The sequence below is a fragment of the Haloactinospora alba genome (assembly GCF_006717075.1).
Classification (GTDB): domain Bacteria; phylum Actinomycetota; class Actinomycetes; order Streptosporangiales; family Streptosporangiaceae; genus Haloactinospora; species Haloactinospora alba.
In genome coordinates this window covers 1,961,465-1,975,321 of record NZ_VFQC01000001.1, presented here as the reverse complement: position 1 = coordinate 1,975,321, position 13,857 = coordinate 1,961,465, and the positions used below count along the sequence as shown (strand labels likewise).

General features: G+C 68.4%; 10 protein-coding genes. 4 read left to right on the top strand and 6 right to left on the bottom strand.

The features are described 5' to 3' along the window. Window positions 1-65: 65 nt before the first annotated feature. Both glgX and FHX37_RS08870 read right to left on the bottom strand, forming a co-directional pair. On the bottom strand, window positions 66-2,252 hold the full coding sequence (glgX, locus tag FHX37_RS08875) for a glycogen debranching protein GlgX (protein WP_141923474.1): 2,187 nt from the start codon (window positions 2,250-2,252) through the stop codon (window positions 66-68). Between the two features lie 295 nt (window positions 2,253-2,547). After that, window positions 2,548-4,179 (bottom strand): acyl-CoA dehydrogenase family protein, encoded by a 1,632-nt coding sequence (locus FHX37_RS08870; protein WP_141923473.1) that lies wholly within the window; start codon window positions 4,177-4,179, stop codon window positions 2,548-2,550. A 366-nt stretch (window positions 4,180-4,545) separates the two neighbouring features. On the opposite strand from FHX37_RS08870, the gene FHX37_RS08865 reads away from it, so the two are divergent. Then, window positions 4,546-5,430 (top strand): DUF1963 domain-containing protein, encoded by an 885-nt coding sequence (locus FHX37_RS08865; protein WP_141923472.1) that lies wholly within the window; start codon window positions 4,546-4,548, stop codon window positions 5,428-5,430. 362 nt (window positions 5,431-5,792) lie between these two features. Here the strand turns inward: FHX37_RS08865 and FHX37_RS08860 are convergent, their stop codons facing one another. The 4 genes from FHX37_RS08860 to FHX37_RS08845 all read right to left on the bottom strand — a co-directional run bounded on the left by FHX37_RS08860 (window position 5,793) and on the right by FHX37_RS08845 (window position 9,329). Next, window positions 5,793-6,554 carry a sirohydrochlorin chelatase gene (locus tag FHX37_RS08860; protein ID WP_141923471.1) on the bottom strand — a complete coding sequence of 254 codons (762 nt, stop codon included), beginning with the start codon at window positions 6,552-6,554 and terminating at the stop codon, window positions 5,793-5,795. 168 nt (window positions 6,555-6,722) lie between these two features. Then, the gene (locus tag FHX37_RS08855) at window positions 6,723-7,415 is read right to left on the bottom strand and encodes a phosphoadenylyl-sulfate reductase (RefSeq protein WP_141923470.1); all 693 of its coding nucleotides are present in this window, start codon (window positions 7,413-7,415) and stop codon (window positions 6,723-6,725) included. Beyond that, the gene (locus FHX37_RS23510) at window positions 7,412-7,612 is read right to left on the bottom strand and encodes a hypothetical protein (protein WP_141923469.1); all 201 of its coding nucleotides are present in this window, start codon (window positions 7,610-7,612) and stop codon (window positions 7,412-7,414) included. The genes FHX37_RS08855 and FHX37_RS23510 overlap by 4 nt, the downstream gene beginning before the upstream one ends. A gap of 28 nt (window positions 7,613-7,640) precedes the next feature. Then, window positions 7,641-9,329 carry a nitrite/sulfite reductase gene (locus FHX37_RS08845; protein WP_141923468.1) on the bottom strand — a complete coding sequence of 563 codons (1,689 nt, stop codon included), beginning with the start codon at window positions 9,327-9,329 and terminating at the stop codon, window positions 7,641-7,643. A gap of 572 nt (window positions 9,330-9,901) precedes the next feature. On the opposite strand from FHX37_RS08845, the gene FHX37_RS08840 reads away from it, so the two are divergent. The 3 genes from FHX37_RS08840 (at window position 9,902) to FHX37_RS08830 (ending at window position 13,705) form a co-directional block, all read left to right on the top strand. Next, window positions 9,902-10,918, top strand: a complete 1,017-nt coding sequence (locus FHX37_RS08840) for a YihY/virulence factor BrkB family protein (protein ID WP_342777606.1) — start codon at window positions 9,902-9,904, stop codon at window positions 10,916-10,918. Window positions 10,919-11,425: 507 nt separating this feature from the next. Next, the gene (locus FHX37_RS08835; protein WP_246062207.1) at window positions 11,426-12,754 is read left to right on the top strand and encodes a hypothetical protein; all 1,329 of its coding nucleotides are present in this window, start codon (window positions 11,426-11,428) and stop codon (window positions 12,752-12,754) included. 27 nt (window positions 12,755-12,781) lie between these two features. Then, window positions 12,782-13,705 carry a hypothetical protein gene (locus tag FHX37_RS08830; protein ID WP_141923465.1) on the top strand — a complete coding sequence of 308 codons (924 nt, stop codon included), beginning with the start codon at window positions 12,782-12,784 and terminating at the stop codon, window positions 13,703-13,705. The last annotated feature ends 152 nt before the right edge of the window (window positions 13,706-13,857 follow it).

The window sequence follows — 13,857 nt, the reverse complement described above, 5'->3', positions numbered from 1 at the left end:
TCGTACCCGTTCCCTGACCGTACCGGTCGGGGCCGCCCTCCCCCGGGAGAGGGAACGGCGGGAACTCACCTCCGTGAGGTGAGACGCTGCCGCGGGGTCGCCGCGCAACGGACCGCGCCCGGCATACCGGGGACGTCGGAGAGGTGGGTTGTCGTGCCGCGTCGGAGTAGCAGCAGCGCGCGGTCGGGTACCCGCACTGCGGCGCCGGCGGGAGCCGGCGGGCGTCCGGTGGAGTCCGGATCCGCGGTGTCCAGCACCGTCTCCCAGGAACGGCCGTACTCCGTTCCGGGGACGGTGAAGTCCACCGGTTCCGTGCTGCTGTTGAGGAACAGGAGGAAGGAGTCATCCGAGATCGGCTGTCCCCAGCGGTCGGGTTCGGTTATGGCGTCCCCGTTGAGGAACACCCCGAGCACGGTTCCTCCCGTCTGCCAGTCGTGGTCGGTCATCATCCTTCCGTCGGAGTGGAACCACGTGATGTCACGCAGCCCGCCGCCCCGGGGCGCGTGTCCGGAGAAGAAACGCCGCCGCCGGAACACGGGATGGGTGCGGCGCAGTTCCGCGAGGTGCCGGACGTAGACGAGCAGTCGCGCCTTCTCCTCGGACAGGTCCCAATCCACCCACGCGAGGGTGTTGTCCTGGCAGTAGGCGTTGTTGTTCCCGTACTGCGTGCGGCCGATCTCGTCCCCGTGGGAGAGCATGACGACTCCCTGGGAGAGGAACAGGGTCGCCAGGAGGTTGCGCTGTTGCCGTTCCCGTAGCCGTCGGATGGCGGGATCGTCCGTGCTCCCCTCGGCCCCGTGGTTCCACGAGCGGTTGTCGTCGGTCCCGTCCTGGTTGTCCTCGCCGTTGTCCTCGTTGTGCTTGTGGTCGTAGCTGACCAGGTCGGCGAGTGTGAACCCGTCGTGGCACGTGACGAAGTTGATGGAAGCCCCGGGGCGACGGCCGTCGTCCTGGTACAGGTCGCTGGACCCCGCGAGCCGGGAGGCGAGGTCGGGGACGACGGGGTAACCGCGCCAGAAGTCCCGGACCGTGTCCCGGTACTTACCGTTCCACTCCGTCCACAGGGGCGGAAAGTTGCCGACCTGGTACCCGCCGGGGCCGACGTCCCACGGTTCCGCGATCAGTTTCACCTGGGAGATGACCGGGTCCTGCTGGACGATGTCGAAGAACGTCGCCAGACGGTCCACGTCGTGGAACTCCCTGGCCAGTGCGGATGCCAGGTCGAAGCGGAAACCGTCGACGTGCATCTCCAGAACCCAGTAGCGCAGGGAGTCCATGATGAGTTGCAGCGCGTGGGGGTGGCGCATGTTGAGACTGTTGCCGCACCCGGTGTAGTCGAGGTAGTAGCGCTGGTCGCCGTCGCGCAGCCGGTAGTAACTGAGGTTGTCGATCCCGCGCAGGGACAGGGTGGGGCCGGTGTGGTCGCCCTCGGCCGTGTGGTTGTAGACCACGTCGAGCAGCACCTCGATCCCGGCCTCGTGCAGCGATCGCACCATGCTCTTGAACTCCTGGACCTGCTGTCCCAGCGTTCCGCTGGAGGAGTAGCCACTGTGCGGCGCGAGGTAGGCGAGCGTGTTGTAACCCCAGTAGTTGGTGAGTCCACGGGCGACGAACGCGTGCTCCGGGACGAAGTGGTGCACTGGCATCAACTCGACCGAGGTGACGCCGAGCGAGGTGAGGTAGTCGACTATGGCCGGGTGGGCGATTCCGGCGTAAGTTCCGCGCTGGTGTTCCGGAATGTCCGGATGCTGCATCGTCAGTCCCCGGACGTGCGTCTCGTATATCACGGTCCGGTGGTAGGGAATGTGGGGGCGGCTCGCGTTCCCCCAGTCGAAGAATGGGCTTACCACCACGCATTTGGGAACATAGGGTGCGCTGTCGCGCGTGTTGCGGTGGGTGGGGTTGTCGAAGTGGTAGCTGAAAAGCGCCTCGTGCCATTCGACCGTACCGTCGATGGCTTTGGCATAGGGGTCGACGAGTAGTTTGCTGGGGTTGCAACGCAGCCCGGCTTCCGGTTCGTAGGGCCCATGCACCCGGTAGCCGTAGCGTTGGCCGGGACCGATGCCGGGAAGGTAACCGTGCCAGACGAAGCCGTCCCGCTCGACGAGCGGAACGACGGTCTCGTTGCCGGCATGGTCGAACAGGCAGAGGTCCACACCTTCCGCTATTTCGGAGAACAGAGAGAAGTTGGTTCCCGCGCCGTCATAGGTCGCGCCGAGAGGGTAGGAATTCCCCGGCCGTACTTCCACCATGACGTTACCGCCCCCGGTTCGCTCGTGTCGGTTCCGTTGTGTGCTGTGGCGTCGCACCTAATGGAACCACAGAAACCCTGCTCTTTCAGAGATATCGCGAAAAACGAGGTCCGCATTCCGGTTGGGAGTCGATGGGTGGAAAGTCGCTGTTTCCGAATGCGGCAGTGCGGGAATCCTGTGTTCTTTTCTTTCTGTTTTTAGTGTAGGATTTGCGAAATGACCGATTCGGTGTGGAGGGGGCGGGATCGCGGAAGGGGAGGGAAGGAACGGCAGGCTCCCCGTGGGAAGAGAGGGGTCACACTCGGGGCTGGTTCCGCTCCAGGATCGCCGCGACGTCCGCTCCGCGCGCTAGGGTGCCGAAGCTGGCGCCCCGCTCCCCGCCGAGGCGTGAGGCGACGAACGCGTCGGCGACCGGTGCGGGAGCGTGCCGGATCATCAGGGAAGCCTGCAGCGTCAGTGCCATACGCTCCACCAGTTCACGAGCGCGGAACTGCATGTCCGTCACGTCGCCCACGTCCTCGCGCAGCCGCGCGAGCGCGTCGTCGAAACGCCGGTCGGCCCCGCAGGCCCGCTCCGCCTCAGCGAAGAACGCCGACACCCCGGAGGGCTGCTTTGCCATGGCGCGCAGCACGTCGAGGGCCACCACGTTGCCGGATCCCTCCCAGATGGAGTTGAGCGGCGACTCCCGGAACAGTCGCGGCATCCCGGACTCCTCGACGTAACCGTTGCCTCCCAGGCACTCCAGGGCTTCTCCCGCGTGGGCGGGCAACCGTTTGGTGACCCAGTACTTCCCGACGGCGACAGCGATCCGACGGAAAGCGTCCTCGTGCTCGTCCCCGTGGACGGCACGGTCCGCGGCACCGGCCAGACGCAGCATCAGCACCGTCGCCGCCTCTGCCTCCAACGAGAGGTCAGCGAGGACGTTGCGCATCAGCGGCTGGTTGACCAGCAGGTCACCGAACGCGCGGCGCTGGGTGGCGTGGTGCATGGCGCGCACGAGTCCTGCTCGCATCCCCGCGGCGGAACCGACGACACAGTCCAGCCGCGTGCTGTTCACCATGTCGATGATGGTGCGCACCCCGCGTCCGGGGGAACCGACCGGCCATCCCATCGCCTCGTCGTACTCCACCTCGGCCGAGGCGTTGGAACGGTTGCCCAGCTTGTCCTTGAGCCGTTGGATCAGCAGGGTGTTGCGGGTGCCGTCCTCCAGCACCCGGGGAACCAGCAGGCAGGTGGGGCCCTCCGCGGTCTGGACGAGGGTGAGGAACAGGTCTCCCATGGGAGCCGACGTGAACCACTTGTGGCCGGTGATCAGGTACCCGCCGTCCGAGGTGGGGACAGCGCTGGTGGTGTTGCTCCGTACGTCCGATCCGCCCTGCTTCTCCGTCATCGACATCCCGGCGAGGAGCCCTTCCTTGGACCTCGGTGGGCGGAGCCCGAAGTCGTAGCTCCGCGCCGACAGCAGTGGCTCGTACCGGGCGGCCAGCTCGGGGGAGTGGCGCAGCGCGGGGACGGCAGCGTAGGTCATGGACATGGGGCAGCCATGCCCGCCCTCGACCTGGGACCAGACGTAGAACTTCGCGGCTCGTGCTACGTGGGAACCCGGTGTGTCCTCCGCCCACGGTGCGGCGTGCAACCCGTAACGCACGGCGGTGTCCGTGAGCACGTGCCAGGCGGGATGGAAGTCGACCTCGTCGACACGGTGCCCGTACCGGTCGTGCGTGCGCAACGCGGGATGGTTCACGTTGGCCTGCTCGGCCCACAGGCCGGCGCGGGCCGTCCCGGCGAGCCGCCCCAGCTCGTGCAGCTCGTCAGCGGCCCAGCCGGCGCCCTCGCGGTGGAGGCCGTCGAGCAGAGCGTCCTCGGTGGCGACGTCGTAGTCCTCCAGCGGGGCGGGCTGGTTGAACACCTCGTGCGTGGGGGGCATGCGGTTGGCTCTCCTCGGCGCGTGTCTCGAACCGGATTCGGTCGGTGGTCGATCCCAGGCTAACGGCCCGATCGTGTTGGGCGCAGAGGAGAGGGGCCAGCCGGCGATGCGCCGAGTGCGCAATGACCAACCACGTGGTCCAGGCGGTGGGCTCTCACCGCTGCGTCCTCCGGCGGAGCGGGTGCGAGATTCACCGAGTGCGGTGGCTACGCGGTGTTCGCAGGCGGTCTGCGTCCCAGCGTCCCGGGGCCTCGTCGTGGACTGGCCGACCGTGCGGCAGAAGCCAACGTGTACGTGGATCTACGATGTAAGGGTTGCGCTGGGGTTGCGCTCAGAAATGTCTTCAGGGAGTGGTTGGATTCCACCGTGGAACCACAGGAACTCAAGACACGGATCGAACGGTTGTGCACCAGCCACCTGGGTACCGATATGGGGCCGCGGGTCGCGGCGCTGTTTCGGAACGGATTCGAGCTATACCCCACGGGGGAGGGCGAGAAACCCTCGGGGCGGTGCCGGTTCGGCGGGCCGGCGCTGCTGGAGCCGGGGACGCCGTGGCCGGCATCGGAACACGGAACGTTGACCCTGCTCGCGGTGCTTGACACCGACGCACTGGCGCCCTGGCTCGACGTCGCACTGCCGCCTGGCGCGAACCTGCTCAACGTCTTTTACGGGGGATACAACGACATGATCGAGGACGGCACCAACCACTCGCGTCATGCGGTCTTCGGAGCGCCGCGCGACTGGCGGGTGGTGCCCGCCGACCCGGCCAAAGCGGTGGAGGCCCCGGCCCCCTCTGGAGTGGGCACGCTGCCCCTGCGCCCCGTCCGTGCCGAGCCCATCGTGACGGTTCCCGACCTGAACGACACCGATTTCGCGCTTGGCAAGGAGCGGCTCGATCCCGAGGTGCGCGAGGCGTTGGCAGGGATCCAGGAACCGCTTTTGGAGCTGCTCCCGGACGACGGGAACGACGGAGGATTCCGGCATATGCATGAGCATGCTCCGGACCTCGACGCCGAACGGCGTATCAACGGGCACCGGGCGTTCGGGTGGCCGTGGCAGATGCAGGGCGAGCCCATAGCCGACGACAGCCGCCTCCACCTGCTTCAGCTCGACAGCGACCACCTGCTTCAGCTCGATACCGACGACATGTGGGAATGGGGCGACGGCGGCATGATCTCGCTGGACATCCCGGCCGAGGCGCTGCGGGCGGGTGACTTCAGCCAGGTCTACTGCGAGTTCGCCTGCTGTTGACGGCCCGGGCGATGGTGCGTCATGCGCCCGGCGGTACGCGGGTCCGGGCCGCCTCGCTCGCGGCGCCCATCGCCGGAGGCCAGCTCCCCAAGCCGGACGCGCGCCTGATGGCGGAGGCCTTATCCCCGCCCCAAGGGGCACGAGCGGGAGGCCATACCTCGCACCTGCACGGTGTTCCCCACGCACTACCGGTGCGGTGGGAACACCGACGACCGGGCCGAGGCCCGCGCCTGCGAGCCGGTCCCACCATCCGCAGTGGCCGCAGTGCCGGCGACCCTTGCGAAGCCGCCCCGCCCACGCTGGCCTCTCCCGTCACCCGCGTGCTCCCACGCGCCACGCGAGTGACTCCGGAGCGGGACACGCTACGAGCCCGACACCACCGACGGCTTCCGCGAGCGCGCCTCCTCGTAGCGCTCCAGCACCAGCCAGGCGAGTTCCGGGGTGTCGGCCAGGGCGGGAGAGACCGCGGCCGCGCCCGCGGCGGACGCCTGGTCGGCCACCCGGTCGGCGAAGAATCCCGGAGCCAGCAGGTAGCTCGCCACCGCTACCCGCGCGGCCCCGGACTCCCGCAGCCGCGCTACCGCCTCACCCGGGGTGGGGGAGGCCATGGACGCGAACGCCGGTATCACCCGGCCCCAGGCTCCCCGGGCGGCGAGCTGGTCGGTCAGCGCGCTGATGGTGGCGTTCGCCGTGGCATCGCTGGAACCGGCGGAGGCCAGCACCAGCGCGGTAGCCGGGTCCGGCGTCACACCGGCCTCGGCCAGCCTGCGCTCCACCGCGTCCAGCAGCAGCGGGTGCGGGCCCAGGGTCTCGCCGTAGTGGACGCGGAGCCACGGGCAGGACTCCCGCACCCGCGCCAGCACCGTGGGAAGGTCCACCGTGCTGTGGTAGGCCGCCGTCAGCAACGTCGGCAGCACCACGACCTCGCCGGCGCCCTCGGCGGCCAGCCCGGTGATGGCTTCCTCGGCGCCGGGCTCCACGTGGTCCAGGTAGGCCACCCGCACGTCCAGCTCCGGACGCAGCCGCCGGACCCGTTGGAAGATCATCTCCACCGCGTGCGCGGAACGCTCGTCCTGGCTCCCGTGGGCCACCGCCACCAACGGAACGTTGTCACTGTCGTTCATCGAATGATTGGCGCGGATCCCCGCCGTCGGGCGGGGAAGGACACGCCGTCCTCCTTCCTGGTGTGGGCGCTGCCGTCCACGCACCGCGGTGGGCGAACGTGACGGTGGCCGGTACCGGTCGCGGCGGGCCGGTCGGCCCGGCCGACAGTCCCTCCGGCGGAGGAACCCTCACACGTGGATCCCGCACTCGGTCTTGCCCATGCCGGCCCAGCGCCCGCTGCGCGGGTCCTCCCCCTCGGCGACCGGCCGGGTGCAGGGAGCGCAGCCGATGGAGAGGTACCCCTCGTAGCGCAGCGGGTTGACCAGAACACCGTGTTCGGCCATGTAGGTGTCCACGTCCTCCTGGGTCCACCGTGCGATCGGGTTGACCTTGACCATCTGCTTGCGCGCGTCCCACTGCACGACGCTGATGTTCGTGCGGGTGGTGGCCTCGTCGCGGCGCAGCCCGCTGATCCAGGCGTCGTAGGGCTCCAATGCCCGCTGCAGCGGTTCCACCTTGCGCAGGTGGCAGCAGATGTTGGGGTTACGGCCGTACAGCCGGGGGCCGAGCTCACGGTCCTGCTCGGGGACGGACCGCAGCGGTTCGACATTGATCAGGTTGATGTCGTACACCGCCTCGACCGCGTCGCGCGTACCGATGGTTTCCGCGAAGTGGTACCCGGTGTCCAGAAAGATCACGTCGATCCCGGGGACGGACGCGGAGACCAGGTCGACCATGAGAGCGTCGGCCATCGACGAGGTCATGCACAGCCCGTCGCCGAACGTCTCCGACGCCCACCGGATGATCTCGGCCGCGCTCGCGTCCTCCAGTTCCGCTGCCGCGTGCTTCGCTAAATCCTTGCCAGACAGTGTGGTGTTCATGCGTTCCCATCCCTCGGTGCCGGCTCCGTCCCACCGAACGCGGCGGAACGGAGACCGACGAACGTCACCTGGAAGACACGGGCGCAGGAGAGACACGCCCAGGCTCCCGTGACGTCCGGACGCTGCTCGTCCTCGTGCGGCACCAGATCCTCGTCCGCGCAGTATGGGCAGTAGTGGGGTGCTGCTCGTTCCGACATCGTCGTCGTGGCCCGTTCCTATGTGGCGTCAGGTGAGGTCGTGGTCCTCGGCGCGTGCCGCCCACGACGCGAAGGGCTCGCCCTCGGCGCGTTGCTCCAGGAAGCGGCGGAGGACCCGTTCGATGTAGTCCGGGAGTTCGGCCGAGGTCGTCTTCAACCCGCGCACCTTGCGGCCGAACGCCGCGTTCAACCCCATGCCGCCGCCCAGGTGCACCTGGTAGCCCTCGACCTGTTGCCCCTGGGCGTCAGTGACGAGCTGCCCCTTGAGACCGATGTCAGCCACCTGGATGCGCGCGCACGAGTTGGGGCAGCCGTTGAGGTTGATGGTGACCGGTTCCGGAAAGTCGGGGAGCCGGTGCTCCAGTTCGTCGATGAGCTGGGAGCCGCGATCCTTCGTCTCCACGATCGCCAGCTTGCAGAACTCGATCCCGGTGCAGGCCATCGTCTGGCGGCGGAAGACGCTGGGGCGCACCTGCAGGTCCTCGCCCTCCAGCGCCGCGACGATGGAGGACACCTGGTCGTCAGCGATATCCAGGATGACGAGCTTCTGGTCGGCGGTGGTACGGATGCGTTCGGAACCGTGCTCCTCGGCGATGTCGGCGATACGGGAGAGCATGGTCCCCGAGACGCGCCCCACCCGCGGGGTGAACCCGACGTAGTTGCGCCCGTCGCGCTGGCGGTGCACCCCGATGTGGTCGCGCTGCAGCCCGGGGTCGAGCTGTGGCGCGGGGCCGTCGGGAAGCGCGTAGCCGAGGTACTCCTTCTCCAGCACCTCGCGGAACTTCTCCGCGCCCCAGTCCTTGATGAGGAACTTGATCCGGGCCCGGTGCCGCATCCGGCGGTACCCGTAGTCCCGGAAGAGCGCGGTCACGCCGGCCCACACCTCGCTGACCTGTTCGGGGGCGACAAAGGCCCCCAACCGGTGCGCGAACATCGGGTTGGTCGACAGGCCACCGCCGACATGCAGGTCATAGCCTGTCGTGCCGTCCGGTCCGGCGACGCCGACGAAGGCCACGTCGTTGATCTCGTGGTTGGTGCAGTGCGAGGCGCAGCCGGAGATGGACGTCTTGTACTTGCGCGGCAGGTTGGAGAAGAGCGGGCTTCCCAGGTGCTCCGCGTACACCTGCTCGATCTGCGGTGTGGCGTCGATGACCTCGTCGGCGGCGATGCCGGAGAGCGGGCATCCCTGGATGACACGCGGCGCGTCACCGCACGCCTGGGTCGAGGACAGCCCCACGGATTCCAGCTTTTCCCAGATATCCGGAACGTCCTCGATGCGCACCCAGTGGAGCTGCACGTTCTGCCGGTCCGTGACGTCGGCGGTGTCGCGTCCGTAGGTGGTGGAGATGTCACCGATGGCGCGCAGCTGCGCGGCGTTGAGCTGCCCGCCGTCGATGCGGATACGCATCATGAAGTAGCGGTCTTCGAGCTCCTCCGGCTCCAGCACGGCGGTCTTCCCGCCGTCGATCCCGGGGGCGCGCTGGGTGTACAGCCCGAACCAGCGGAACCGGCCGCGCAGGTCCGCGGGATCGATCGAGTCGAACCCGGACTTGGAGTAGATGTCGAGGATACGCTGCCGGACATTGAGCCCGTCGTCGTTCTTCTTGTTCTCCTCGTTCTTGTTCAGCGGCTCCCGATAGCCGAAGGCCCATTGGCCCTCGCCACGGCGTGGCCGGGGTTTCTCCGCACGGGACGTCGTGGATGGGGTGGAAGACATCGCGGGGTCCTTCACTGGGGTTGGTGAGGCGCGCGGCCCGGCGCGTGCCACACCCCAGTCGCGGGACTCTCCGCGAGTCGAGCAGGACCACGCGGATCGCGGATGGGGGCGGGGAACGTCGGCGCCGCGTACGCCCCGGTTGCTCGGGCGGACTCGGATATACGGGCGCGGCGAAGTTAACCGACGTTACGACAGATGGCGCTGCGGACCCGCAAAAAGTCCACGTGCCGGCGCACGCAGAGCATCGGGTCAAGCACAGCAGTCATGTTCCTGACAATGCCACGGGGACGGGGCATTGTCCATAATTACGCGGGTGTTCGTGAAACACATCACGTGCGTCGTACCGGCACGGGTGCGTTCGGTAGGGAGCCGCGCTCGGTCACGGTCGGCTCTCGAAACGGCAGCGTTTGTTCCCGAAGCGGCGCACTCCCGCGGAGGCGCGCATGCCCTGCGGTTATGTTGGTGGCGTGTGGACCATACGGGCGCGGCTGCGAGGCGCCGCAGCAAGGTGCGGGGAACGTTTCCCCCGTACGGGAAAGCTCGTCCTACTCCTGGGGCGGACCGTGCGTTCCGTGGTGCGTGCCCGCGTTGTCGGACTCGCCGCGGAGTCCGCGTTCTTCTCGCTTCTGTCCCTACCCGCCCTACTGCTGGGGCTGCTCGGAACGCTGGGCCATCTGTCCCCCCTGCTCGGGGAGGACACCGTCCAGGAGATACGCGTCTGGATGCTCGACCTGGCTGAGACGGTGCTGACAGCGCGGACCGTGGACCGCATGGTGGCGCCGTTGGTGGACGACTTCCTCCGCGGAGCCCAGGGGGGACTGCTGTCGGTGACCTTCGTCGTGTCCCTGTGGTCCGGGTCGCGTGCCATGAACGTCTTCATCGACGCGATCACCATCGCCTACGGTCTGGACGGGTTGCGCGGCTACATCCGCCAACGGGCCCTGGCGTTCCTCACCTACCTCGGTGGGCTGCTGTTCGCACTGGTCATGCTGCCGGTCCTGGTGGCCGGTCCGGACGTCATCCGTGACCTCCTTCCCGAGGCCGCGGGCTACCTGCGTTTCGCCTACTGGCCGGTGGTGGGTGGGCTGTCGGTGCTGGCCCTCGTGCTGCTGTACACACTGAGCGTTCCAGTGCGGACTCCGGTGCTGCGCCACCTCCCCGGCGCGTTGTTGGCGATGGTGATCCTGGTCGCGGGATCCGGAGCACTGCGTCTGTACCTCGACGCCTCGTTCGGGAGGGTCACCATCTACGGTTCGCTCACCGCGCCGATCGCGATACTCGCGTGGCTGTGGGTGATGGCGCTGGCAGTGCTCATAGGAACCACGCTGAACGCGGAGATGGATGCTATTTGGCCCACCGGCCGTACCGCGGCGGCGCGGGCCGAGCTCGCCGACCGCAGGAGGGACCGTGCGGCTCGTTCCGCCGAACGGCACGAACGCGCGCTACGTGACGTTACGAACGAGCCCACCGATGAGGAGGAGAAGGACCAAGCCAGGGAGGGGCTTCCCGAAAGGGGCCGTGTGCCTCCGGAGCGGTCGGAGGACGCGCACGATCTCTCAGCTCCTGGCCCTCGGCGGACGAGGGACTAATAGTGACCGGTTGGTTCCGTCACCGAACATCACCGGTGGCCGGATGTGGCCAAAACTGATTTGGATACGGACCGAAACGCATACTGCCTGCGGCGATTCGGTCCCTCACCCCTGACCAGCCCGCCGTAATCCCCGAGTGCGGGCATCCGCAGCGTTCTCTTGCCCGTAAGCTGGTGCCCGGAAGTGTGACCTGAAAACGTAGCCTGTCCGTGTGTACCGGACCAGTACCATCCCCCGAGTCCGTGTCTGCTGGTTGACCGCTCATGGCTGTTCCCGTCTCCCGCAGTGGGACCGGTACCCACGGAGCGTGTCCGACGATCGTCACACCCCGAGAAACAACAGGTTCGTGACCAGGTTGAAGGCCATGATTCCGCCACGCATCCAACGACGGCTCCCCGCGGCCGGTGCCGTTACCCCTCCCGAACAGGGCCGGACATGAACACAGCCGGCTCAGAGACGCCTGCTCCCGTTACGATCGCGATCGCTCCCGACGAACTGAGCGCTCACGTGACGATTGAGGGCACCATGCGGTTGGTGACCGGGAGTCTTCCCAAAGAGACACGTCGTGCCGCCCTGGACACCGCCACCGCGCACGCCGCCGCGACCGGCAGGTCCGTCCTGGTGAACGCACGCGACGCCAACGGTTCGTGGCAGCTCGTCATCAATCCCGCTGGTGTCGTGCGCGCCGCGGGAGCGGAGGACACCGGGGGCGCCGCGCCGAAACGACGCAGGCGCAGGGTCGGCCTCCTGGTCGGTGGGGGAGTACTGTCGGTCGCCGTGGTCGCCGGGCTCGGGGCGACCGTCGTGCACTTCCTCCCGGGAGAGGGGCCCCCGCAACCAACGGAGGACGGGGACGGCCCCTCCCATACCCTCGACGCCCGCCCCGCTCCACCCGGTTTCGGCGAGGAGGCCCGGTGGCGGCTGACGATGCGTCCCGACACACAGCCCGACGTCGCTCCAGACGAGAGCGCCGCCGCGTTCATCGACCCGGAGGGGCAACTCGTCGTCGTCGGGGAGGACGGGGAGGAGAAGTGGTCGGCTGACCTGCCGCTGGACCCCGAGGGCGTCGAGGGAAGACCGAGGTTCGTGCGCCAGGAGGACGGATACGGTATCGCCCTCGTCGACGCGGGAAACCTGTGGCAGTGGTCCCCGCAGGGCGACAGATCCGATCCCGTGGAGCTTCCGGAGGACGCCAACGTCGTGTTCGCCGGCACCGCCCCGTTGGTTCTCAGCGGTGACGAGGCCTTCGTCCCGGCACAGGGGGAATTGGAACAGGTCGAGCTGCCCGGCGACTCGGGTGCCATGGTCGCGGACGGGCAACGTGTGCTCACAGCGGTGGCGCACGGCCCGTGGAACTGGGTCACCCCCGACGGGACCTCGACCGAGGTGGAGCCGACCCCGCCGGAGGGCGCCGGAGAACTCGACGAGGTACTGACGGCTCGCGAGGAGTACGTCATCGTCCGGTGGAGCGCTGCGGAGGGCGACGGTGTCGTTCTCGCGGTCCACGATTCCGGCGACGGCTCCGTCGTAGCAGCGACAGGCACCACAACGGGCGAAATCGCCGACGCCCGATGGGTGGAGGGCGCCAGTGTGGCGGCCTACGGACCAGTGGTGGTGGATCTTGCGGAGGGCGACGCCACCACTGTCAGCGGGTTCGAACCCGCGAACGCGACCGGCGACGTGGTCTACGGCAGTACGGGCGGTGTTCCCGTGGCGGTGGACGCCGAGGGCGAACCGCGCGAGATGGAAGACGGTGCCGCCCGGCCGTGGGGACTGGTCGACGGTCGTGCGGTCGTCGTCGCTGACGGCGACCTGTATGCCCTCTCCCCGGAATGATCCCCCCGATAATACGAAGGGAGCAGGATGTCCCACACAGCACGTGCGGTCGGCATAGCCACCGCAGGTCTGTTGGCCGCCGGGTTCTCCGGAGCTCCGGCGGTTGCGGACACCGTGGACGAGACAGCGCCCGAGGCGGTCTCGTCTTCCACCGGCGAACAGCAGGAAACCGGACAGGATCCGGAAGCGGCTGTTGACGACCGGCAGCGGTCCGCGGCGGAGCCTGCCGTGGAGACGGAGACCCCCGTCGAGTCCGATGACGGTTTTCAGGTTTCTGACATCGTTGACGATGTATCCCCCGACCTTCCCCCGGACGACCCGGGAGAAGAGGACCCGCCAGGGGACGATGTCCCTGATCCCGGCGGGGGCGACGATGATGACGGTTCCGGCGGGGACGAGGGTCCCGGCGGGGGCGACGATGATGATGGCTCCGGCGGGGACGAGGGTCCCGGCGGGGGCGACGATGATGATGGCTCCGGCGGGGACGAGGGTCCCGGCGGGGGCGACGATGATGATGGCTCCGGCGGGGACGAGGGTCCCGGCGGGGGCGACGATGATGACGGTTCCGGCGGGGACGAGGGTCCCGGCGGGGGCGACGATGATGACGGTTCCGGCGGGGACGAGGGTCCCGGCGGGGATGACGGTGACACCCAGGACCCGCCCAAGGACGACGGGACGAACCCGCCGTCGCCGCCGTCCGATGACGACTCGGACAGCTCCGGGGGCGGCCCGGACAACAACGAGAAGCAGACGTCGGACGACGCAGCCCAGCAGGAGAACAACCAGTCCGCGCCGGAAACGGACAACCAGACTGAGTCCGTGAACGACGCGGGCGAGCAGCTGCCGGTTACCGGTGTGGAGCTCTCGGGCTTCGTGCTCGGAGGTGTTCTGGCCGCCGGCGTTGGCGCGGTAACCATCTACGCGGCAGGCCGTAGGCCGCAGGTGCGCTAACCCGCTCACCGGTTCTGGGACGGCTTTTCCAGCCGTCCCAGAACCGGTCCCGGAATCCCCCGCGTTTTCCCGCTGCTGTGGAACCGGGGGCAGCCGGTAACCGCCCTCCGCACAGCCGCCCTTTTCCTCCCCCCCGGCTTCCGGATGCTGGA

What these genes read in the sequence shown, in the direction of transcription:
- glgX (WP_141923474.1), bottom strand. Translation starts at nt 2,252, where the DNA reads ATGGTGGAAGTACGGCCGGGGAATTCCTACCCTCTCGGCGCGACCTAT.
- FHX37_RS08870 (WP_141923473.1), bottom strand. Translation starts at nt 4,179, where the DNA reads ATGCCCCCCACGCACGAGGTGTTCAACCAGCCCGCCCCGCTGGAGGAC.
- FHX37_RS08860 (WP_141923471.1), bottom strand. Translation starts at nt 6,554, where the DNA reads ATGAACGACAGTGACAACGTTCCGTTGGTGGCGGTGGCCCACGGGAGC.
- FHX37_RS08855 (WP_141923470.1), bottom strand. Translation starts at nt 7,415, where the DNA reads ATGAACACCACACTGTCTGGCAAGGATTTAGCGAAGCACGCGGCAGCG.
- FHX37_RS23510 (WP_141923469.1), bottom strand. Translation starts at nt 7,612, where the DNA reads ATGTCGGAACGAGCAGCACCCCACTACTGCCCATACTGCGCGGACGAG.
- FHX37_RS08845 (WP_141923468.1), bottom strand. Translation starts at nt 9,329, where the DNA reads ATGTCTTCCACCCCATCCACGACGTCCCGTGCGGAGAAACCCCGGCCA.
- FHX37_RS08830 (WP_141923465.1), top strand. Translation starts at nt 12,782, where the DNA reads ATGTCCCACACAGCACGTGCGGTCGGCATAGCCACCGCAGGTCTGTTG.